General features: G+C 34.9%; 14 protein-coding genes and 3 other annotated features. Of the genes, 3 read left to right on the top strand and 11 right to left on the bottom strand.

Annotated features, from left to right (window positions below):
- Positions 1 to 41: 41 nt before the first annotated feature.
- From VF726_RS05305 to VF726_RS05275, 7 genes are all read right to left on the bottom strand, one after another.
- Complete coding sequence (locus VF726_RS05305; protein WP_000136048.1) at positions 42 to 314, bottom strand: WXG100 family type VII secretion target; 273 nt, start codon at positions 312 to 314, stop codon at positions 42 to 44.
- Positions 315 to 441: 127 nt separating this feature from the next.
- Positions 442 to 4,449: a type VII secretion protein EssC gene (gene essC, locus VF726_RS05300; RefSeq protein WP_440166419.1), complete on the bottom strand. Its 4,008-nt coding sequence runs from the start codon at positions 4,447 to 4,449 to the stop codon at positions 442 to 444.
- 31 nt (positions 4,450 to 4,480) lie between these two features.
- Positions 4,481 to 4,843 carry a hypothetical protein gene (locus VF726_RS05295; RefSeq protein WP_440166417.1) on the bottom strand — a complete coding sequence of 121 codons (363 nt, stop codon included), beginning with the start codon at positions 4,841 to 4,843 and terminating at the stop codon, positions 4,481 to 4,483.
- Between the two features lie 29 nt (positions 4,844 to 4,872).
- The gene (locus VF726_RS05290; RefSeq protein ID WP_440166415.1) at positions 4,873 to 5,646 is read right to left on the bottom strand and encodes a hypothetical protein; all 774 of its coding nucleotides are present in this window, start codon (positions 5,644 to 5,646) and stop codon (positions 4,873 to 4,875) included.
- 11 nt (positions 5,647 to 5,657) lie between these two features.
- Positions 5,658 to 6,422 carry a vWA domain-containing protein gene (locus VF726_RS05285; protein ID WP_087956291.1) on the bottom strand — a complete coding sequence of 255 codons (765 nt, stop codon included), beginning with the start codon at positions 6,420 to 6,422 and terminating at the stop codon, positions 5,658 to 5,660.
- A gap of 195 nt (positions 6,423 to 6,617) precedes the next feature.
- Positions 6,618 to 7,904: an aspartate--tRNA(Asn) ligase gene (gene aspS / locus VF726_RS05280; protein WP_440166413.1), complete on the bottom strand. Its 1,287-nt coding sequence runs from the start codon at positions 7,902 to 7,904 to the stop codon at positions 6,618 to 6,620.
- A 105-nt stretch (positions 7,905 to 8,009) separates the two neighbouring features.
- Positions 8,010 to 8,221: a binding site (T-box leader), on the bottom strand.
- 66 nt (positions 8,222 to 8,287) lie between these two features.
- Positions 8,288 to 9,670: a UDP-N-acetylmuramoyl-tripeptide--D-alanyl-D-alanine ligase gene (locus tag VF726_RS05275; protein WP_440166411.1), complete on the bottom strand. Its 1,383-nt coding sequence runs from the start codon at positions 9,668 to 9,670 to the stop codon at positions 8,288 to 8,290.
- Between the two features lie 63 nt (positions 9,671 to 9,733).
- Here VF726_RS05275 and VF726_RS05270 point away from each other — a divergent pair, with 63 nt between their 5' ends.
- The gene (locus tag VF726_RS05270; RefSeq protein WP_440166409.1) at positions 9,734 to 10,213 is read left to right on the top strand and encodes a hypothetical protein; all 480 of its coding nucleotides are present in this window, start codon (positions 9,734 to 9,736) and stop codon (positions 10,211 to 10,213) included.
- A gap of 106 nt (positions 10,214 to 10,319) precedes the next feature.
- On the opposite strand, the gene VF726_RS05265 is transcribed toward VF726_RS05270, so the two are convergent.
- On the bottom strand, positions 10,320 to 11,831 hold the full coding sequence (locus VF726_RS05265) for a M36 family metallopeptidase (protein WP_440166407.1): 1,512 nt from the start codon (positions 11,829 to 11,831) through the stop codon (positions 10,320 to 10,322).
- A gap of 328 nt (positions 11,832 to 12,159) precedes the next feature.
- On the opposite strand from VF726_RS05265, the gene VF726_RS05260 reads away from it, so the two are divergent.
- Positions 12,160 to 12,744, top strand: coding sequence for a TetR/AcrR family transcriptional regulator (locus VF726_RS05260; RefSeq protein WP_440166405.1), 585 nt, complete (start codon positions 12,160 to 12,162; stop codon positions 12,742 to 12,744).
- Between the two features lies 1 nt (position 12,745).
- Positions 12,746 to 13,831: a DUF418 domain-containing protein gene (locus VF726_RS05255; protein WP_440166403.1), complete on the top strand. Its 1,086-nt coding sequence runs from the start codon at positions 12,746 to 12,748 to the stop codon at positions 13,829 to 13,831.
- A 51-nt stretch (positions 13,832 to 13,882) separates the two neighbouring features.
- On the opposite strand, the gene ileS is transcribed toward VF726_RS05255, so the two are convergent.
- From ileS to argS, 3 genes are all read right to left on the bottom strand, one after another.
- Complete coding sequence (ileS, locus tag VF726_RS05250; protein ID WP_440166401.1) at positions 13,883 to 16,984, bottom strand: isoleucine--tRNA ligase; 3,102 nt, start codon at positions 16,982 to 16,984, stop codon at positions 13,883 to 13,885.
- Between the two features lie 53 nt (positions 16,985 to 17,037).
- Positions 17,038 to 17,277: a binding site (T-box leader), on the bottom strand.
- A 97-nt stretch (positions 17,278 to 17,374) separates the two neighbouring features.
- Entirely contained in the window at positions 17,375 to 21,577 is a 4,203-nt protein-coding gene (locus VF726_RS05245) for a tetratricopeptide repeat protein (protein ID WP_440166399.1), read from the bottom strand.
- 355 nt (positions 21,578 to 21,932) lie between these two features.
- On the bottom strand, positions 21,933 to 23,621 hold the full coding sequence (gene argS, locus VF726_RS05240; protein ID WP_440166397.1) for an arginine--tRNA ligase: 1,689 nt from the start codon (positions 23,619 to 23,621) through the stop codon (positions 21,933 to 21,935).
- Positions 23,622 to 23,666: 45 nt separating this feature from the next.
- Positions 23,667 to 23,881, bottom strand: a binding site (T-box leader).
- Positions 23,882 to 23,896 lie beyond the last annotated feature (15 nt).

Below are 23,896 nucleotides of genomic sequence, written 5' to 3'. Positions count from 1 at the left end.
CCAGGAACAATAGCTCCTGGTCTTTTGCAATTGTTCTATTCTTAGTATGTGTTATCTGTACTACGGAATTTCTCAGCAATACGTTTTAAGTCTCTCGAAATTCCTTCTAAAATAGGAATGTATTGTTGCATTTTTTGTTTAGAATTTTCAAATTCTCCTCTGAATTTTGCTTGTGTTGACCCAGCCCATTGTCCATCTAAGCTTTTAATATCGCCTTCAAGTCTATTAACTTGACTTTGTGCTTCCGCAGCTGCGTTATTAAAGTTATTAGAAATTCTTTCAAGGTCTTCTGGTCTAATTTTAATTTCTGTCATTTTATTAATTTCCCCTTTCAAACCATAAATGATATAACAATTAGATTATAAACTATATTCATACAATTTTAAAAGAGTTAAATTGCAAAAAAATTCTATTTTATAGTAATTTAACCCTATTTTAATATTATTTCACTTTTAATTCAGACCATTTAACACTAATTTTGTCTGTCATCGTGCGAAGTAAATGTAATGGTGTATATGCACATTTTATTTTTATTGGCTTTCTACGTATGCAATATCCATCCCCACTTAATAATTCTTGATCGATTTCAGCATGTGGAAGTTTCATATTAAAGAAATATACATCGTTATTGTGGGTCGTTCCTAATAAATAACCTATACTTCTCTTTCTAATTTCTCCAAACCATTTTTCATGTGAAAAGCTATTTACACTAGATGTTGTAGCCGCCGTTAAAAAATGAACCCCTTTATTTTTACAATTTTGAACTATTAGTTCCATTTTATTTTTCGCCTCATAATCAGTAGATAATACCGTTAACATTTGATCAATATCATCAATTGCAATGATTATTTTCTTATATGGAAACTCCACTGTTACCTTTGGATCTATAGAAGGTACTACTGCTTCTCTATTATTTATTAGCTCTAACAATTCATCTAACATTTCTTTTAATTGCATATCATCTGTAACTTTCTTCTTCACATGAGGTAAATCTCCAAGAGCTAATATGCCAGTAGGTCTTTCACCAAGGTCTACTAAGTATAGCTCAACCTTTTCTGGAGAGTATTGGTATGTAGTAGTGAAAAGAAGTGTTTGTAATAATGATGTTTTCCCACCTTCTATTCTTCCACCGATAAATATATGATTCATTTCGTCCAATGAAAAATTTTGCAAACGGATATCGTCTGTTTCAACTCCTGCAGAAATTTGAGTTGGTTCTAATTGCTCAACTAAATCTTCTACAAATATTTCTTTAGGAACCATTGGAATCTCTTTTGCTTTTTCACCATTCCATTCACTGCCCATTTTTTGAATAATCGTTTTTAATTGCTGTGAGTATTCTAATTCACTTTCACCTATAAACGGCAGTGCTGCTTGGAACAATTCAGGTGGTTGTCCTTTCATTAACCCACGGCCAGTAGGAACTTCAATTAACGGGAAATTCGGTCTACCAACTAAACTAGGATATTCAGCTCTATCTTGCAATTCAAATGTAATTGCCATCGGTATATTATTACGAACACGATCAAACATATCAATTGTTTGATTAAGCGAGAAATAGAAGTACACGCCATATGTGCTTGATTCGCGTAATAACATTTCTAATACTTCATTCTCTTTTTCGAATTCATTCTTAAATCTTATATAACCATCTACCATTACAACGATAGCAGGAATTCTCTTTCCAACCATTCGATTATACATAGAGAATGACTTTGCACCGATATTAGAAAAACTCTCTTTTCTATACGTGATTTCCTTCTTTAAAAATCCGAATAGACGTTTCATTTTTTCATTTTCGTCCTCTTGTACAACCCCGCCTACATGAGGTAAATCTCTAAAATCTAAGAACATACGACCAAAATCAATAATATAAAAATTCACTTCTTCTGGTGTATGAGATACTGCTAGAGACATAATAATCGTTTGTAACATCGTTGTTTTTCCTGTTCCTGGCATACCATAAATATTTAAGTGTCCTTCTTGTAAATCTAACTTCAGCGGAAATTGCGCTTGATTTGCAACATCATCAATTAATCCTACTGTTACTTGTAAATATCCTTTTGATTTATTCCACTCAGCAATTGTCCAATCTTCCATAGCATAAAATTCTTTTAACAATAATTTTTCTGGTAATGGATCCAGCCAAGGTCCTGGTAATGCTTTAATATTTTCTTTTTCTGATACGCTCTGTACATATTGAATAAAAGCTTGTAGTTGTTTTGGACTATTTGTCATTGGTTTTGGACGCTTTTTCACTTTTATTCTCTCACCCGATAGCTTAACTTCTGTAAAATCAACTATATCAAGTACTTTCTCTTCATCTGGATTATAAGGTGCTCCGCTCCATGCTGATTGGAATAATTCCAATACTTCATTGCTACCAACTTGGAGATACCCTCGTCCTGGTACATTGATTTTTGATGCATCTGGAATCTTTAACATTTCACGACTATCCGCATCATCTTGTACACGTAAACAAATTCGAAAACGCGAGTTACTCCAAATCTTGTCATTTACAACCCCTGAAGGTTTTTGAGTTGCTAATAATAAGTGAACTCCTAACGTCCTTCCTATTGCAGCGACACTAATTAGCTCGTCCATAAATTCTGGTTGTTCCTTTTTCATTTGAGCAAACTCATCAATAACAATAAATAAATGTGGTAAAGGTTCTTTTTCGCGCCAGCTTGTTTCATAATATTCATCTAAATGCTGGACATTTCCAGCCTGAATGAATAATTTTTGTCTACGCTCTAATTCTGCCTTTAATGAAATTCTGGCACGCTCAATTAAGTTTGGATCTTCTAAGTTCGTAATAGATGCAATAATATGCGGTAATCCCGCAAATGTGTTTGACATTCCACCACCTTTATAGTCGATAAGCATAAATGCCATCTCATGAGGATGATAGGTTGCCGCTAACGCGGCTATTATAGACTGAATTACTTCACTTTTTCCTGATCCAGTTGTACCAGCCATTAGACCGTGCGGACCATGCCCTTTTTTCTCTATTTTATCGTGAATATTTAGAAAAACAGGTTTACTTCCTTCTCTTACACCAATTGGAACCGGCAATGAAGTCGGGTATCGATTTTCTTTCCATCTCTCTAGCACTTGTAATTCTTCCATGTTTTTAGCTTGAAACAAGTCTAAAAATGTTAATACTTTCGGAATGTTGGCTGCTGTTGAACTTTTCATTCGAATTGGAGCAATACTTCGCGCTCCTAATTCACATCGTTCGAATGAAAGTCGATCTACTTTAAAACTAGCACGCGTTGTCCCACTATTTTCAGCTGAACTTGAAAACGTTTCTACTAACTCACCATCTTCTCCATTTAAACTTATTACAAGATCACATTCCATCGGTAACCGTTCCTTTTGTTCCGCAAAAATAAATGTAGAAGCTCCTACACTTTCACCTTCTCTAAGTAACATTGGAGTTAAAGGATCATCTTCTAAAAATTCTCTCGCTGATAAGAAAAAGACATACATCGGAATTAAAGGAACTTTTGCATCCGCTTGCGCAGAAGAATTATAGATTCTACGCATGTTAAGTGGGGTAAATAGTACTTCAGCTAGTTTCTGTGCATCTTGTTGATTTTCAGATAAAAAGCGCATACTCCTCTGTTCATCCCATACGTGAGGAAGCCACCTCATCCACTCCCACTGCTTTTTCTCTTTCTCATGATAAAATGCTGCTATTTTCACTTCATTTGGTGCATGATGCGTCATAATTTGCGTCGTTACAATTCGAATAAAGTTTAGTCTATCTTCTTTATTTCCAACTACACCAATTACATCGTTTTTTTTCAAAGAAATGGAGATGTGTCCATTTGGTATCGTATTGAAATCCCTTTTCACATTTTGCGCTTCCGTAACTAATGGATTTTCTTCATAACCTTTCTGTTCAGGCACCTTCAATTCTACAAGAAACGGTCTTTCTCCTGTACCAATACGAATATCTAAAAAGTCTGGACTTTCAGGTGTACGCTCCCATAAATTACTTTCCCGATTTTCAATTCTTTGTACACTTTTTAATGGGCTTGGATTTTGTGTAATTAAATATTTTGCTTGTTCAACCTTTAACGTATCTAATTCCACTCGATGCTTTTGAATTTGCTCTAAATATCTTGTTTGTAATTGTTCAACCATTTGACGATGTTCTTTCTTTTTACGGAAATGTCCCATCGTTGTAAATAGATATGACCCCAACATCGGAATACTTGAAACCATCATTAATGGCATATAACTTGCATTCATCTTCATAAATTTCATCATTACAAAATATAATACCAATGTTAAAACCGTCATCATTGCAGGCAGTAACATTGTTTCAATTGAAAACTTCGGCTCCTCCGGTATATTCGGTGGATCATGAATAATAACATCCCCTGTCGGTATATCTACTTTCACACGCGGAGAGCGTTGAAAATACGGTGATTTTTGCACAAAACATTTCTCCTTCCCCATCCAAAAACTATTACTCAATGATTTTCCATACATAATCTTCTTCACTAGAAGACATATCTTGTTTAACAGGTTCATTATAAACTTTTTCTGCTGGCATCATTTCAAAAGAAGGGATAATTGCTCCTTTTTTATGTAGCATTACATATTGTCCATCCCATACATCATTATCGCGCAACGTTTCATCATTTCCAATAGAATGCCACTCTTCTTTATCTTTTGCCACTCTAATTTCATAGATCCCGCTTAATGCTTCATCTATTTTTTCATGATGTAAAATCGATTCAATAATTTGCACCACTTTTACGTCATTTGGAATTGCAATATCTATTTCTTCATTTGACTGTTTTATGTATGTAACAATAATCTCTTCCACATTTATTCACCTTTTTTCCATCATGTTTGTTACCAAGAAATATCTAAAAATGAAATATCATCGCTTGTCGGAGAGTTCTGTGCCCTCTCAATTTCTTTTAACACTTCCTCAAAGTTATACTGCTTAAGCGGCACAAGTCCGTCTGAGTGAATAACTATCCGATTAGCTTCTTGCCTAGATAATGTCTTTGAAAAAACCGCTAATTCCCCACCAATAATGCCCCGCTGCGTAGACCATCTTTTCTCTATATTTCTCTCAAACTTCATTACATTCAAACAATTCTCTTTATCTCGAAACAATTGTACAAATGAATCGCCATGTGTAACTATCGTTATTTGTACTTTATCTTCATTTGGAATCAACTCTATTTTCCCACCGATAAACATCGCTTCACTACCTTGTTTTCGCTTTTCTTCTAATACATCGCGAAGTAACCACGGTGTTTCTTCTGGCAATCGAAATGCATTCACTTCCTCTGAAGCTTCTTCTATCCAATTTTTTAACTGTTCATTTAATAATGTAGCAATATCCAGTCCACTTTCTTGACATGTTTCAAACAAGTTTACTAACTTCATACCAAGAAATTTCGCAGCAATTTCACCATGAAAAGACAGCCCTACACCATCACATAACGCAAATATGAAACTAGTTCCATTATCTAGAAATACTAGAAAGTCTTGTCCACTCTCGTTTAAATCCTGCGTTTCTTTTGCTCTTACATAGCTATATCGATAAGTAAAATGTTTCGTTTCCTTTTCTTGCAATACCGTTTCTTTCTCTTGAGATAGAATATATTTCATCATACTTCTCTCTCCTATCGAACCGGCGTTGCAGCAGACATTTGAAATCCAAGTGATACTAAGTCCGCATTTGTCCCAGGAAACATCATCACAGCACCGTCTGCAATATGAAACCCATGTTCCGTCATCATCTCACGATAGCTTTGAGGGATAGGCGATGAAAGTCTTTGCAACTTTGCACCATATTCATCTGTAATCTCTGTATTTGGCATAATTCCTTCCCACTTCTTTATATTAGAAATTTGGTCTTGCATAATTTCATCTGAAATAAAAATATTTTCAATTAGTACGTTTCCATCAGGTACAGCCATATTCATAATTCTTCGTACAATTGATTCTGGATCTTCACCAGTTGATGCCCCATCTGTCATATGACAAACAACAGGAGCTGGCCCGTCTTGTAAATTTGGTAGTTCCTTTTGCAATAACTTCTCCACTACTGAGAAAGCTTTTGCTGTATCAGTTAAACGATGCGTTTGGATTTTTTCTAGTGGGCGAAGTCTTGCTACCTCATCTATTGTTTTCACACCACCCAATAAATCAAAAACATGATCGCTATAGGCTAAAATAGATAACTTATATCTCGGAAGCAAGCGACTACCTTTTGTTGAACGAAATACCATTTGGCGAATCGCTAAAGAAAGAGCATCCGTTACAATATCAATTCTTCTTTTTTCTTCTCCGCCTGCATCCATCATTTGGTTCATTGATGCGCTTACATCAAGAAGATAAATTATATAAGCTGGTGTTTGTTGTGTTGCTTGAGTTTGATATAACATGTTTCATACCCTTCCATACATTATTATATGAACTTTTTTTATATTCATATTTCATTATAACTTATGAATTTTCTTTTTCTCAATTCATTATAAAATGTTCTTAATATAATTTACATATTTTCACACAAAAAATTATTCCTTTTAACATGTGTTGAAAGGAATAAACCCCTTCTATAGTATAGAAGGGGTTTATTCTTATGGTATAAGACGCGTACAATCTCTCGGAAAAGCACTCGCCTCTCGTACATTTGTTAATTCTAATAGTTTGTATACAACTCTCTCTAATCCAATTCCAAAACCACCGTGCGGGGGACAACCGTATCGGAATGTATTTAAATAAGATTGAAATGTATCTAGATGTAATCCTTTTTCTTTAAAAGAAGCAAGTAACATTTCATAATTATGAATTCGCTGCGCCCCTGAAGTTATTTCTAGTCCTTTATATAGTAAGTCGAACGAATCAGTAATAGATGGATTCTCATTATTCGGCATCGTATACATCGGCCTAGCTTCTTTCGGATAATGTGTAATGAAAACAAACTCACTCTTATATGTTTCCTTCACATATTTCCCTAATAGCTTCTCGCCTTCCGTATCTAAATCTCCAATTGGCGATTCTTTTCGGTACTTACTTTTCAAAATTTCTTGCGCTTCTAACAATGTAATTTTCGGTATTTCTGTAATAACAGGTACTTCTATTTGTAATAGTTGCAGTTCTTTTTCACAGTTTTTTGCTACTTGTTGAAACATATATCGTAAAACTTCCGTTTCTAGTTGCATCACTTCATAAAAATCATGAATAAATCCAAGCTCTACGTCTAACGAGATATATTCATTCAAATGACGGGAAGAATTATGATGTTCCGCTCTGTAAACAGGTGCAACTTCAAAAACACGTTCGATTCCCCCAGCTACCATCATTTGTTTATAAAACTGAGGTGATTGTGCTAAATAAGCTTCTTTTTGAAAGTATGGTAGTTTAAAAACATTCGCTCCTCCTTCTGCCCCTTGCGAAACAATTTTCGGAGTAAATATACGTGTGAAATCGTTCTCTATTAGAAATTCACTAAAGCTCTGAACGAGTGTAGATTTCACTTTAAATATTGCCGCGGTTCTCTCATGTCTTAATGATAATACCCGTTCATTCAGTAATTGATCTAAACCAACTTGTAACTTCTTTTTATTTATTTCAAACGGAAGTGGTTCTGCACCATTTAATATTTTCACTTCGTGAGCAAGTACTTCAACTCCTAATTCTGTTTTTGAAGTCTCCACTATTTGGCCTACGACTTGAACGACACTTTCCACATCTACTTTAAATCCAGCTAGCTCGTTTTCTAATACGCATTGCATAACTCCTGATCGATCCCTTATTAATAAAAAACTAACATTACCTAGATGACGAATCTTCTTTACCCATCCTTGAAGTAATACAACTTTTCCGCTTTGTTTTGTACATTCCTTTGTGAGTGAACGCTTCATTACATTTCCCTCCAGTAAATTTATATTTATTTACGTTATTGTTGTCATCGTCATCATCCACGGTCACTCACCTCCTTTCAAAGAATACAAAAATCCGCCCCTATAAATAGGGACGGATTTTTCCGCGGTACCACCCAAATTGTCATAATGACCATCTTAGCCCTGATAACGGTAGGTACCGTTTGCTTTTACTAATTATCACGTTCAAAGCAACACTCACAGGTGTCTTTCCATCATGCAGTATCGCAATCATCTCAGCAACCGATTGCTCTCTGTAGACCTTTGCATTATGTACTTTTCCTGATCCTCACTTTTTATATTTACAGAGTATTCTATCTCTTTACTTTATAAAACGCAAGCCTTTTTAAATATATTTTGATTTTTCAAATCCAATTTTGTACAATCTCCTCTAAAGCCATACCACGTGAGCCTTTCAGTAATACAACATCCTTTTTCGAAATAATTTTCAATACTTCCTCTGCTATCTTGGTCTTATTATTAAATGACCGTACTTTTCCTGAATCATATTTCTTTCTTGCTTCTTCCGCTACAATTTCAGCTAGCTCTCCATAGGTAAATACATATTGAATGCTCTCTTCATTTAACATTTTGTCAATTTCTCTATGATATGTTTCAGCTTTCTTTCCTAACTCCAACATATCCCCAATCACTATAATTTTTTTCTCATAGGCATTTAATTTCTGTAATGTCTCAATTGCAACCTTCATTGAAGAAGGACTGGCATTCCATGCATCGTTAATAACCGTAAAGCCTGTTTTAGCAGTTAAAAATTGAAAGCGCATTTGAGTAATATTTACTTGTCGTAATGCTTCCTGTATTTTTTCTGTAGGGACATTATAATATTGACCTAGGGCGATTCCGACAATCGCATTTAAAATATTATGTTTTCCATGCAAAGGAACATCGTACTGTATTTTTGAATCATTTAATTTAAAATGAACACCATATTCATCTAATTGCACGTTTGTTGGAAACAAATCATTTATATACGTTTCACCAAATACCTTACAATTTATACTCGATAGATTCTTATTTTGCAAAAGCAATGGTTCATCACCATTATATAAAAACAAACCATTTCCTTTTAACCCATCAATAATTTCTAATTTAGCCTTCGTAATCTCTTCTCTTGATCCAAGCGTTTCTAAGTGAGACTGACCGATCATTGTAATAATCGCTACATCTGGCTGTGCTATTTTTGATAAGTTTCGAATTTGTCCTTTTTCACTCATCCCCATTTCAAGTATTAAAAACTCTGTATCTCGTTTCATCTCTAAAATTGTTAATGGTAAACCGATTTGACTATTAAAATTGCCCTCTGTTTTATGCACACGATACGTTGTACTTAAAATTGTGTTTATTATATCTTTTACTGTTGTCTTGCCATTACTACCAGTGATTCCGATTACGTTTACATTTAGCTCTTTTCGATAAAACTGTGCCAATTGTTGCAAAGCAAACAAAGTATCATCTACAAATATAATTGCTACCCCTTTTGGCGGAGTACCGTAAGACTTTTTCCATAAAGAAGCGACAGCTCCATTATCCATTGCCTCTTTCACATAATCATGTCCATCTTTCACTCTAATAATTGGGACAAACAAATTCCCTTCTTTAATGCTTTTAGAATCTATGCAGACACCATATATCTCTATATGATGAAACGATTCTTGTAACCCTTCACCACCTACTACCTTTTCAAGTTTTTTCAAATTCATTTGAATCAAATTATCACCTTTTTCCATTTTATTACATAAAAATTTATTTTTTACGCATATTAATTAAAAAATTTAAAGCGAGGTGTGTATATGAAAAAAACAATAAGTTTCTTTCTCCTTTTGTTATGCCTAGTCGTAGTAAATGAAACGTACGCCTATTCACCAAAATCGTTACCAATCTCCCAAAACTCTGATCAATGGCAAGTGAATATTGATGAACCAAAAAAAATAAGCAAAAAGACGCTTCAAGCTAAAAAAGATGAATTTCAAACATATCAATTTTCAGTAAAAAATGTTGGAAACAGTGAAGTATATAACGTACAAGTCGAAGTATTCCGCAACGAGCCAAAAACGAAAACGAAATATGAACTTTTCTCACGAAAGGAAAGTCGCTTAGCAAGTGGAAAAACTGGATTTGAACATGCTAATTTTCCAGTTGCTACAAAAGCAGATATAGTTGATGTAATTATTACTTGGCAAGAACACCCTTTCCGCTCCATGAGAAACGGTCAAAAAGTTGAGTCTAGAAAATTTAAAGAGCATTTTGTTTTTAAAGACGAGAAAAAATAAACAAATGCATATAAATTCACACTACCATTCATTTTGCTTACTTTACTAGTACCAGTTCATAAGCAAATTAAAAAGTCGTGGCTTATAAATGCCACGACTTTTCACATTAATTCGTACTAATTCCTCTCGCTGCCCAAATACGATCAATTTCAGCAGCATGTTGTCCGCCATATAAAAGAGCATCCGCTTGCTTAATCGCTTTTGCTCCATCACTGAATTTAGAGTTTGGTGTTAATGACCAGTGCGATTGTAAAATAATTTTCGTTGCTACATCACGGCCAAAAGCTTGTGCCATCTCATATTGTCCTTGTGACCAAATCTCCCCATCAGCATGTACTTGATTTTTTAAATCTCTCGGATACACTTTATTCGTATCTAATCGGCGCAGGCATGTTGGATCTGAACTAGAGTAAGCCGCCGCATCCCACTCTCCAACACATGCTTTTCCGTACCCTGTAGTCGATACAGCATCTTCATACGTAGCACCTAAGAAGTCACCAAATCCTTCTCCCATCGCTCCGCCTTCTGCTGAACTACCAAAACCAGGAACTTGGTTATCTTGAATCGAATGCCCGTATTCATGTGCGATAATACCAGCATCTTCTGCATCATCTACTCCGCCAGTACCGAAAGTTAAAGCTTTCGTTGTCGGAGAATAAAATGAATTATCAGCCGTCGTTCCATTCACATTCACTTTAATAGAGCGATTATTAATATTTTTAAAACCTAACCCTTGAATGTAACGCTGTAATGTATCGATATGATAATACGACATAACATCTTCAAAGCTATCATTTGCGCGTGTATAGTTAAATTGTAAATTTGCAGATTTCGTTTTTGCTTTTGAAGAAATCGTTACATACTCTCCAATTAAAAATCCTGTCCCATCTAAACCTTTTAACGTAACAGTCTTCAATTGGTTCGTTAGCGCAGTTGAATCTGCATCGTTATTATCTTTTAATCCTGTTAAACTCCCGCTTGATACAACAGGGTTAGGTAAAAATACTTTTCCTGTTCCTTCTACTTTTCGGTTTATATCAACCTTTTTAATTAACTTTCCATTTTCTGCATCAATAAATGTTTCCCATGCACCAAACGGGTTATTAGAATGGACTACAACTTTATATACTGGACGTGCAATTCCTTCTTCCACAATATATCCGAATTCTTTCTCTGTAGGAGCCCATAAGTTTTGCTCACTTGCTTCTCCAACATACGCCATTGATTTTTGTATTGCATCTTTTTCACTAATTTTTGTCGTTACTTCCTTCACCCCTTTAACGGATTGATAATCAGAAACAGCAAGTACTCCTTTTCCCTCTCCGTTAAGAGTAACTGTAATTTGTTTTGAAAATACAGGTGCACCATTAACAACTTGTTGGAACCTAACATATGAAGCTACTGATGTTTCTGTTGTAGAAATATATTGCAAGTCTGAAAGGTCTGTTTTCAATCCATACTGCGCAGCATTTTCTTTTAAATATTCAGTTGCTTTTTTCTGCGGCGAATAAGCTTCTAGCTTTACTTGCTGCTGTTTTTCCAATGCTGAAACCGTAGAAATCGTCCCCATTACTAATGGCACAGTCATTGCCATTGCCACCATTTTTTTATTAAACATAGAACCACTCCCCCTAATAAAGTAGCTCAACCTTATCCCATTACCAATCGGCAATCATTTCCGCAAAATGGATGGATAAAAATTGAATCTACGAGTAATTCTCTATAAACAATTCCATTACCTTTCTATTTAAGGTGAGTGAAATTTTCTCAATATTTATGTGTAAAGTAAAAACAATACTTTAGAAATAAATTCCTAAATCCATTCCTTCCCCTTAAAACTTTTCAAATTACTGTGTAAAAAAACAGGTTATTTTTTACCTAACGATAGGTTGAAAAAATCAATTATGAGTGATACGATTTAAATAACATTTTTAGGAGGATCAATTATGAGTAAAAGTGAAGAAACACTCTCTTCAATAATGGAAGCAAGTTATCGCCTTTTTGCTAAGTATGGTATTGCTAAAACAACTTATATGATGATTGCTGAGGAGGTTGGTATCGCAAAACCATCTATATATTACTACTTTAAGTCTAAAGATGCCTTAATTGAATGTATGTTTACTGAATTATGTAAAGCTATGCAGTTCTCTTTGTATTTTCATACAGAAGAGTTTACGAAAACAAATTTTATTGAAAAATGTATTGCAACTGGCTTTAAAATAATTGATGAACAGCGAAACGATCATTATTTTAATCGTGTGTTGCAAGAGTATGTATTACTATCTTCAAGAAACGATATGTACAAAGATCGATTACTAACTGTGCAAACAGAATATTTACAAGGATTTGAATCACTCCTTACAAAAGCAAATGAACTTCAATTAATTGAAAATGAAAATCTAGTTTCAAAAGCTCATATGTTAGCTTTAGTACTTGATAATCTCGGGAATTTTATGATGATTGATGCAAATATAGATTATAAACAAATTTGGATTGAAGCTGTAAATAGCATTTTTGAAAGAAGGGATTGAAGTGAATACACAAAAGCGCATTATCGGCTTAGATTTTGCTAGAGCTTGGGCGATGTTCGGGATGTTACTTGTTAATTTCATGGTAATAACAGGGGCGGAAGGCAATGGTCCTCCACTGTTGAAAACCTTTATGTCACTTTTTGAAGGCAGAGCTTCTGCCTTGTTTGTTATACTTGCAGGCATTGGTATAACTTTAATGACTAGATCAGCTGTTGCTAGCAATGAACAAATAAAAATTTCTAATAGCCGAAAGATCATATGGAAACGATCATTATTTTTATTTATTTTAGGATTACTACTATATGTACTTGAGTGGACTGGAGATATATTACATTACTACGGTATTTATCTTTTCCTTGCTGCATTCCTCATTACTTTACGTAATAAATTATTACTCTTACTTTCTATCATTATTTTAATCATCGCACAAAATCTGCAGCTTACATTCAATACCTTCGAAGGTTGGGGAGGTCCTACTCCCTTTATAAACTATATAGATTTCTGGACAATAAAAGGTTTTCTTCGCAATTTATTCTTTAATGGCTATCACCCTATTTTCCCTTGGTTCTCGTTCTTCTTAATCGGTATGATAATTGGCAGGTTAGATCTTCATAATAAGGGAATTAAAGAAAGATTACTCTTATTTGGTGTTACAATTACAATACTGACAGAACTTTTATCAAAAGGACTTACACACTTCTTTATTCCATACATCGGGAAAGAAGCAGCTACATTTTTGTTTAATACAGGACCCATTTTACCAAATGTATTATACATTTTATCTGCTACAGGATCCGCTATTACTACATTAATCATTTGTCTCTATATCGCTGAAAAATATGAAAATAATTGGTTTGTCATTTCCATTGTACAAACCGGACAATTAACATTAACTCATTATGTAAGTCATGTCTTTATCGGTATTGGAGCATTGATTCTCTTAAATAGAATGGAACATCAAACACTACTTTTCGTTTTATTATTTTCTACTTCATTTTTCATTTTCAGCATTTTAATTAGCGTGTTATGGAGAAAGAATTTTTCTAGAGGTCCTATCGAATGGATTATGCGGAAAATAGCCGGATAAATTCCCATCATACAAAAAGGAAGTTGGACTCATTCCAACTTCCTTTTTTCTTTAATTAGCTGCACTTAATTTAATTCTAAGTTTTGTCTCACCTAAAGAAAGTTCATCGTCTTCATTCGTTAAGTGACCAAATGTAAATTGTTTAACGAGTAAGTTTTCTTCCAACAACTCTTTATGATTCGTTAACGTTTGCTGTAGTTCTTCCTCTGTATCAAGAATAACATCGACTCGTAAATTAACCGGTAAATTTAGTTGCTTACGATATTCTTGAACCGCTCGAATAAATTCACGTGCTACTCCTTCTTGTAACAATTCTTTTGTTACATTCGTATCTAACATAACTGTATATTGTCCGTTAGTCGTATTAGAGAATCCTGATTTTGCAACTTTCTCTACTAATACATCTTCAGTCGTTACAACTACTTCTTCTCCTGATGCTGCTTCGTAAACTGCTTTTTCTGTAGAGACAAAGTTTTGTACCTCGTCTTGTGATAATTGTTTTAGCCAGCCATTTACTGCATTCACATTTTTACCAAACTTTGGCCCAGCCGTTTTAAAGTTCAGCTTTAATTGATAGGACGTGTATTTCGTTTCATCGAGTTCAACATGGAACGCCTTCACATTTAACTCATCCATAACGATATCACGATAAGATTCCCATTCCATATCATTTTCATTATGCTCAAGTAGTACAAGTTCCGCTAACGGCTGTTTTACTTTTAAAGAATGCTGATTACGGTTACTTCTTCCAAGTTCAACAACTTGTAAAACAGCATCCATTTCCGCTTCTAATTTCGGCTGAAGTAATAATTCATTTACAACTGGATAATCCTCTAAATGAACGCTACTTCCAGTTAAATTCAAATGAATATCTTCAGCGACAAACGGTGTAAACGGTGCGATTAACTTACTAATTGTCACAAGCACGTCATGAAGTGTTTCATACGCAGCTGCTTTTTCAGCATTCATACCAGATTCCCAGAAACGATTACGTGATCGTCTTACGTACCAGTTACTTACTTCATCTACAAGCGCCGCGATTTCACGAGCTGCATTCGTAAATTGATAATCATCAAGTGCTGTTCTTACCTTTTTCGTTGTGCTATGCAATCTTGATAATACCCATTCATCCAATTTCGTCCGCTTTGCATCATACGTTTCTTTCGGATTATACCCATCTAAATTTGCATATAAAACGTAGAAGCTATACACATTGACTAATGTATCTACAAACTTAGATTTGGCTTCTAGTACTGTTCTTTCAGAAAAACGCTTCGCATTCCACGGAGCACTGTCAACGAGTAGCGCCCATCTTAAAGCATCTGCACCAAACTGATTTACTAAATCAACTGGATCTAGTGCATTCCCTTTACTTTTAGACATTTTCTGTCCTTCTGCGTCTAATACATGCCCTAGTGATAACACTCGCTTATAAGGCACTTTTCCTGTATATAGCGCTGATACTGCTAATAAACTATAAAACCAGCCGCGTGTTTGATCAATGCCTTCCGCAATAACATCTGCTGGAAACTGCTCTTCAAATAACTCTTTATTTTCAAATGGATAATGATATTGCGCAAATGGCATGGAACCACTATCAAACCAAACATCAATTACTTCTGGTGTACGATTCATTGTACTTCCGCATTTTTCGCAGCAAACTTGCACTTCATCTACATACGGTTTATGCAGTTCTAAATCTTCCGGTGTTTCTTTCATACTATGCTTTCTTAAATCCACAATGCTTTTCGGTGCGAATTGATGATCGCAACTTTCACATTCCCATACGTTTAATGGTGTTCCCCAATATCTATTTCGGCTAATATTCCAGTCCACCATATTTTCTAAAAACTTACCAAAGCGTCCATGTTTCATATGGTCTGGATACCAAGTAACAGAATCGTTATTTTGTAAAAATGTATCTTTAATTGCAGTTGTTCGGATTAACCAACTCTCTCCTGCATAATAAAGAAGTGGTGAATCACAGCGCCAGCAATGCGGATAGCTATGTTCATACTTTTCTTTATGATATAGTAAGCCTTCCTTCGCTAAATAACGAACAATATCCACGTCACAATCTTTCACAAATTTCCCTTTCAAAAATGGTACTGCTTCTGTATACTCACCTTTCTCATCTACAACATGCAGGAATGACAATCCTTCACTTTGAACGACTCTATAATCGTCCTCCCCATATGCTGGAGCGATATGAACAAGTCCTGTACCACTATTTGCCGTGACAAAATCTGCCGCTATAACTCGGTAGCCATTTGTAACTTCTTTCATTGGAAATGGTGCTGTATACGATGTGTTTACTAATTCTTCACCTTTATGGACAGATAGTACTTCATAGTCTTCTTTTAATACATCTTGTACACGTTCTTTTGCAACAATGTATACATGACCTTCTTGTTTCACTTTCACGTATTCCATATTTGGATGTACAGCGAGCGCAACATTTGCTGGAAGCGTCCAAGGTGTCGTTGTCCAACCTAGGAAATACTCATTTTCACTATCTTTCACTTTAAACTTAACTGTTGCACTTAAATCTTTTACTGTTTTATACCCTTGCGCAACCTCATGTGAACTTAGTGACGTTTGACAACTTGGGCAATATGGTGAAACTCTATGTCCCTTATACAATAAGCCTTTTTCATGAATCGTTCCTAAAATATGCCATACACTTTCGATATATGGATTCTCTAGCGTAACGTATGGATTATCCATATCTACCCAATAACCGATGCTTTCAGTAAATTCACGCCACTGCTTTTCATATGTGAATACACTCTCTTTACACTTCTGAATAAATGGCTCAATTCCATACTCTTCGATTTCATGTTTACCAGAAATACCGAGTTGCTTCTCAACACCTAATTCTACAGGTAAACCGTGCGTATCCCATCCCGCTTTTCTTAACACTTTATATCCAGCCATCGTTTTATATCTTGCTACTAAATCTTTAATTGTCCGTCCAAGTGCATGACCTACATGCGGTAATCCATTCGCAGTTGGTGGTCCTTCATAAAATACGAAAGACTGTGCGCCTTCTCGATTCTGAATTGATTGCTCGAAAATACTTTGCTCGTTCCACTGCTTACGAATACGTGTTTCTCTCCCTACAGCTGACTCTTTTACATCTACTTTCTTCATCTACAATCACTCCTTTGAATGTTTTAAAGCACACAAAAAACCCGTCCCTATAAAGTAGGGACGGGTTTACCCGCGTTACCACCCTAATTCTATTAGCTCTTCACTAATAGCACTTAGCAACGTACTATCATACGTGTTCTTTGTAACGGTAGACATCCGTCCGGGCTTACTCACTTTCAGCCTCGGCTCCTCGGAGATGATTTTCAAATAACGTCTGCACGCCGGCTTTCAGCAACATACCGGCTCTCTGGGGAACAGTACACTATTTTACTCTTTCTCGTCTTCAGATTTGTATACTTTGTTAAAAGCTATTTTATGCCATTTGGCAACGAATTGTCAACTAATTCGAAATATATTTTATTTATACCCTTTTTCCCTATTCTTATACAATTACTTTTCAAATTCTCGCAATGCTGCTAAATTTTCATCATCCTCGATAAGTTCAGCGAAAAATCCCGACTCATCCTCACGAAGTACAATTTCAAGTTCTTCCTTCGCCTCTTCCTTTCTGTTTAACTGTGCTAAATAACAAGCACGATCGTATCTCGCTAACAGATCATTCGCATCAATTTTTAATACTTCATTCGCTATTTTCTCTGCCTTTAGTGTTTGACCGGCACCATGATATGCAGATGCTAAAGAAAGAAGAATCGCTGTTTCATTTGGATGATGTATAGAAGCATTTTCTAATACATGAATTGCCTCTTCAAACCGTTCTTGACTTTGATATATTTCTCCTAAAGCAAGAAACGCTCTATTTACAAACGGTGTTTGCTCCGTTAATTGTAAGGTAATCTTTTCTGCTTTTCTTTCTTCCCCTGCTTTAAACAATACTTGTGCTTGTAAAAGAAGAGTATCATAATCATCTGGTAATTCTCGAACCATTTGCTTCGTTAACTCTGAAGCATCCCGTAACATATCTTCTTCCTCACACCCTATGAAAACATTTACAAGCTGCTTCGCTACATCGTAATCCCATTTATTTTCTAACGATGTTTGCAATACATCTATTGCCTCGTTGTTCATCGTCACATTCTCGTAAAATAGTGCAAATCGCTGCGCTGCCAAACTATTTTTTTGATTTAACTTTAACGAAATTTCATATAAATCAATGATTGTAGTAATAATCGAAATTTCTTTCGCACGGTTTTTCATGCGATAAAAAGCTCTCGTAATTATGGATTTCTTCGGCTGATCATTTTGTTGACGTTCAATCCATCTTTCTGTAACCGCAGATGCAGCATACATAAATGCCATACTTCTTTCTGCCTTTTTCACTTTTAGTGTATGAAGAAAATCTCGTATATTAGACCATTTCTTATGTTGTTCTATCGCTTTTACATATACATCAAATATACGTTCATTATTTGCATCTTTTTGTATCACTTTCATCGCAATTTCAATTGCTTTTGCATTTCTATTTTTCACTAGTACTTTTGCATAATGATATAGAACTTCTGTATGCTCACCATCTAATTGTAGTGCGTATTCAATCTGTTCTTGTTCTTTATCTATTTCATCCATCGCTCCATACACATATGCAACCGCATCTAATCTCCATATTTCAGGTACTTCGTCTGCTAATTGTTCTAGCTTAGTTAGCAATTCTTTCTGTAGATTCATTTCTACTGAAAGCTGTGCCAAATATTCCATATTAATATGCAATGGCTCTTCTTTCATCGCCTGAACCATATGACTTTGTTCTTTAGAACGATTTTCTTCTTTTTCGTATATTTCCGCAAGCTGTAAATGTACACCTACGAAATTCCCATCAAGCTCTAAACATCTTTCATACGCTTGTTTTGCTTCCGTCAATTGCCCTAATAGCATAAGTGTTTCACCAATTCGGTAATACGGTAATGCCGTTTCCTTTTGTTCTATCGCCTTATTATATCTTTTCATCGCTTGGCCGTACTGTCCAATCGATTCATATAAAATACCTGTATAACAGCCGTATTCACTTACTTCATTTCTTTCTTTCTGTAACGTTCTTAAGAATGCTATACCTCGTTGTACAAATACTGTTCCTTTAATTCGATTCACATATTCATCTAACGCACTTGCTACATTATATTCGCTCTGCTTTATACCACTCTCTAACTTAGACAACGCTACTTTAAATCCTTCTTCACTTCCACCAAGTTCGACCTCTGCATCCCATAAAACCATCCCTGCGTTCATAAGGAAATCTTGACTCTTTTCAATTTGTTTTTCGATACTGAGAATATATTCTTTTGCTTCTTTATATTGTTCTCTTGCCATATAAACTTGTGTAAGTCCGAAGTGCGAGTATACATCATCATGATTTTCTTCCAAAGCACGAGCATACAATGTTTCTGCTTCTTCCAGACTATCATTTTGGAAATGATAATCACCGAGCTTTACGTATAGAGGTGCCTTATCGTCACAATTCTCAATACCTTTTAATAAAACTTCTTTCGTACTTTCTTCATCCTTCAAATCAGATTCGTATATTTCCGCAAGTTTCGTATAAATGTATGGTGCATTACTATCCAAATGAATTGCTATTTTAAGCCCTTTTATCGCTAAATATAATTTCCCTAAATGATGCGCACATCTCGCTCGCTCATACCATACATGTGCTTCATTTTTATATTCTTTTAACAAATCATTAAAGATTTCATACGCTTCTTCATATCTTTCTAAATCTATTAATATTAACCCGTGATTCGTTAAAGTGAATCGTTCTGGACTACGTTCCAAGGCAACTTGAGAAAACTGTAACGCCTTTTCAGACTGATCGATATACATATACGATAAAGCGAGAAAACTCCAAGCAATCGGCTGATCTGCGTCTAATTGTAACGAGGAACGAAAACTTGAAATCGCTTCTATATAACTTTCCTGCTCAAAAGCATACCTTCCGTTTATTAAATGATATAAAGCACGATTATTTTTCTTCTCAACACTCGCAAGCATGTGCCCCGCTTTTTCTAACTCTTCAAGGCGAATAAAGCACTGTGCACCATGTAATTTAACAAAATCTGAGTTTGGAAACTTCTCCATTAACTTTTCAATACAAGATATAATAAACTCGTTATCTACTTCAACATCTAAGTGCTTAACCGTATACAACCACGTATTCGGATTATCACTCGTCTCTTTTAAAAATTGTACTAACTTATGAATCCCCTCATTATCTTGTTCATCTAAATGATCCGTTAAAGAAAAAATGGATTTAAAATAATGATGTTCTTCCTCATTTAAAAATGATAATTGTCCCTTCTTTTCTTGCGGAACAAACGTAATCGCTAAACACCCTGTATAACGATATTTTTCTTGTAACTTACTATACTCCACAATGACTGGTTCGATAAAGTTTGGATCTTGAACATAAAAAGCTTGTAACCTATCATCATACCCAGCTAACACTTGCACATGTGAAGCATGCTCAATATCAATACTTAATAAAACGGCAACTCCTTCGCCGAGTAATTTCTTATAAGTTTCCACATTTCCTTTAAAATAACGATATGCATAACCTAAATCTTCTAAATAAGAAACAGTATCTGAAAACTTCGAGCCCGTCATATCAAAAATGAACTCTGCTATTTCATCTTGTGTACGTTTTTCTCCCCATAACTGCAACATCATTTCTAAACTTGTCGGCACACAATAATTATCCTTTTGTACAATGGGAACTATCGGTAAGTGAACCTTTTGGCCATCTGGATTTTTTTCTAAATTATGATATAAAGACTCTTTTAAACTTGTTTCTTCTTTTAATAACTGTTGTAAATCTACAAGTTTATTCATTTTGTAAAGCGCTTCTGCACGTAAATGCACGAAGTAAGTTTTATACGCATGATAAGGAAGCTGATTATTTATGTTATCTATTACGTCTAACACTTCTTCATACTTCCCTAAATCTAATAAATATTTCACCTTTTCAAAATGAAAATATGGTACTTGCGGGAACTTTACAATTGCATCATCAATTAGCTGTAATGCACGTTTTTGTTCCCCTTTATTTGCATATAACTGTGCTAATAAATAAGTAGATAACTCTTCACAATCTTTATGCTGCATGCCAGCTATAAATTGTTCTTCTGCTTTCTCCCATTCACCTGTATGCATATAGACGTAACCCCATTTATCAAATACGGCACGTGCACTGTACTCCTCTGCCTTTTGCATATAAATAAGCGCTTCTTCATTTCGTTTCATTTCTAACAAACATCGTACTAACGTAAAATATGTTTTCGCTAAAAGATCAACTTCTATCTCTTCTTTATTTACCTCTTCTAATGAATCTTTTAACAACTGTTCTACTTCAAGTATTTTCCGCTCATCAATTAACTCTTCACAATATAAAGAGAGCGTTCTCATATTTGGGAATTTTTTGTAGGCGTAGCGAATGAGGAATGAACTGTATTGGTGCATAAGCCCTTCATCAGTAAGACGTATTAATATATCAAACTCCTTATGTGAAGGAATATTAGCAAGCCAACTCTTCAAATAAGATAAAGTATTCTTTTCTTTTATATATGAAATTTCATTATTTATTTCCTGTAATCCATCTATAAATCTCTTGTCTTTCAAACAAGCATCTAACTGCTTAAAATCTAGCATGTATTCACCTCGAATAATTTTTTGCACTGCTACTTGCTTAGATTTTACACATCATATTGTAGGTATTCAACTAAAATCTCCTATAACGGATAGTATTATTTAATATTATTCGAATTTATAACAAAATATAGTAAAAATGATTGTTTTTCTCTGTATTTTGTTTGATTAAATGGAATAACGTTACATGAGGATCTTATCTTTTGGAAGCTGAAATTACAATTCTCCATTTAATAAGGACATTCCTACACCTGAAGCAAGTCTAGAAAAGTTTAAACTTAATAAAACTTCTGCTTTCACATTTTTTATAAAAATAAATAAGGATACATATCAACTATGATACGTATCCCTATTTATTTTACATCTCCTCAGGAGCATCCACCCCAAGTAAACGTAATCCCTCTTTTAATACAACTGTCACAGCATACACTAATGCCAGTCTGCTGTCTTTCTCTTCGCTCTCTTCTAATATACGAACATTTCCGTAATATTTATTGAACGATTGTGCTACATCTAATACGTATTTCGAAATGATTGATGGCTCATTTTTGTTGAAGGCTGCTTCAATTACTTGTGGGAATTTATTCAGTAATTTTACGACGCTCCAGCTATGATCATCTTTTAATGCAAACGTACACGTTTCAAATTCTACACTTTCTCTTCTTAAAATAGAGCACGCACGTGCATGTGTGTACTGTACATATGGACCTGTTTCACCTTCAAATTTCAGCATGTTTTCTAATGAGAATTCGATATTATGCATACGCTCGTTTTTTAAATCGTGGAAGATAACTGCGCCAACACCGACTTGCTTCGCTACTTCTTCTTTCTGTTTTAAGTTTGGATTTTTCTCTTCAATATTTTGTTTTGCAAGGTCAATTGCTTCCTCAAGTACTTCTTCAAGTAAAATAACTCTTCCTTTACGTGTCGACATTTTCTTACCATCTTTTAAAATAAACCCAAACGGTACATGTTCCATGCCGTCAACCCAATTGTAGCCAAGCTTTTTTAATACCGTGAAAAATTGATTGAAGTGTAGACTTTGTTCCGGTCCAACCACATATAACGCTTTATCAAACGCATATGTGGTTTGACGATATAACGCTGCCGTTAAGTCACGCGTTGCGTAAATCGTCGCACCATCTGATTTTCTAATTAAGCAAGGCGGCATTCCCTCTTCTTCTAAATTAACGACTAATGCACCTTCTGACTCTTCAAGCAAATCATGCTCCTCTAAAATCCCAATAAAATCTTCCATTAAGTTATTATAAAAAGCTTCCCCTTGAAAATTAGTAAATTCAACACCGAGAAGTTCATAAATACGAGAAAATTCTTTTAAAGATTCGTGACGGAACCAATTCCAAAGCTCAACTGCTTCTTCATCACCTTCTTCTAATTTCTTAAACCAAGCGCGTCCTTCTTCTTCTAATTCTTCGTCGTCTTTTACCTCTTCATGAAATTGAACATATAACTTAAATAATTCACGTATTGGATCCTCTTTCACTACTGCTTCATTTCCCCATTTTTTATAAGCCGTAATTAACTTTCCAAACTGTGTTCCCCAGTCTCCAATATAATTAATTCCTACAACTTCATAACCACATTTTTCAGCGATATGTTTCAGTGAATTTCCAATCATTGTAGAACGTAAATGCCCCATCGAAAAAGGTTTTGCAATATTAGGAGAGGAATAATCGATAACTACCGTTTTTTCACAACCAAAGTGATTTTGACCGTACTCTTCTTTCTCCGCTAAAACCGTTTTTAATACATCATCACTTACCGTTTCACGATTAAAAAAGACATTTACATAAGGACCAACGGCTTCTACTTTCGTAAAAAACGGATCATTTAATTTCTCAGCAACTTCCTTTGCGATAAGAGCTGGTGCTTTTTTATATTGCTTCGCTAATGAAAAGCATGGGAACGCTGCATCTCCAAATTCATCTTGTTTCGGTGTTTCAATTAAATCTAAAATTTGTTTTTGCGTTAATTCATTCGTGAAAATATTAGATAAACTTTCCGCAAACTGCATTTTATAATCCATGATACAACCTCCTTATTTTTTAAAACACAAAAAACTCGTCTCTAAAAAAGAGACGAGTTTGAACCCGTGGTACCACCCTTGTTGTTCATTACGAACCACTTTCCCGTTTATAACGAGGACAGGGGGCCTCGGCTTACTCTACTATTCGTTCAAGAAGCATCTCCGAAGTGCGCTTCATCTTTTTCTTCCGTACTAGGCTTACACCATCCCTAGCTCGCTTTCCTTCTAAAAAAGACTACTCTCTTCATCACAGACAGTATATTTAATTAATTATT

It is taken from the genome of Bacillus sp. Brlt_9, assembly GCF_051948935.1.
Classification (GTDB): domain Bacteria; phylum Bacillota; class Bacilli; order Bacillales; family Bacillaceae_G; genus Bacillus_A.
The sequence above is the reverse complement of the archived record's forward strand: the minus strand, read 5'-3'. Positions and strand labels throughout refer to the sequence as shown.

Bases quoted from the DNA above. Each gene is read 5' to 3' on its own strand.
- VF726_RS05305 (WP_000136048.1), bottom strand. From the start codon at position 314: ATGACAGAAATTAAAATTAGACCAGAAGACCTTGAAAGAATTTCTAAT.
- VF726_RS05290 (WP_440166415.1), bottom strand. From the start codon at position 5,646: ATGATGAAATATATTCTATCTCAAGAGAAAGAAACGGTATTGCAAGAA.
- VF726_RS05285 (WP_087956291.1), bottom strand. From the start codon at position 6,422: ATGTTATATCAAACTCAAGCAACACAACAAACACCAGCTTATATAATT.
- aspS (WP_440166413.1), bottom strand. From the start codon at position 7,904: ATGAAGCGTTCACTCACAAAGGAATGTACAAAACAAAGCGGAAAAGTT.
- VF726_RS05275 (WP_440166411.1), bottom strand. From the start codon at position 9,670: ATGGAAAAAGGTGATAATTTGATTCAAATGAATTTGAAAAAACTTGAA.
- VF726_RS05270 (WP_440166409.1), top strand. From the start codon at position 9,734: ATGAAAAAAACAATAAGTTTCTTTCTCCTTTTGTTATGCCTAGTCGTA.
- VF726_RS05265 (WP_440166407.1), bottom strand. From the start codon at position 11,831: ATGTTTAATAAAAAAATGGTGGCAATGGCAATGACTGTGCCATTAGTA.
- VF726_RS05260 (WP_440166405.1), top strand. From the start codon at position 12,160: ATGAGTAAAAGTGAAGAAACACTCTCTTCAATAATGGAAGCAAGTTAT.
- ileS (WP_440166401.1), bottom strand. From the start codon at position 16,984: ATGAAGAAAGTAGATGTAAAAGAGTCAGCTGTAGGGAGAGAAACACGT.
- VF726_RS05245 (WP_440166399.1), bottom strand. From the start codon at position 21,577: ATGCTAGATTTTAAGCAGTTAGATGCTTGTTTGAAAGACAAGAGATTT.
- argS (WP_440166397.1), bottom strand. From the start codon at position 23,621: ATGGATTATAAAATGCAGTTTGCGGAAAGTTTATCTAATATTTTCACG.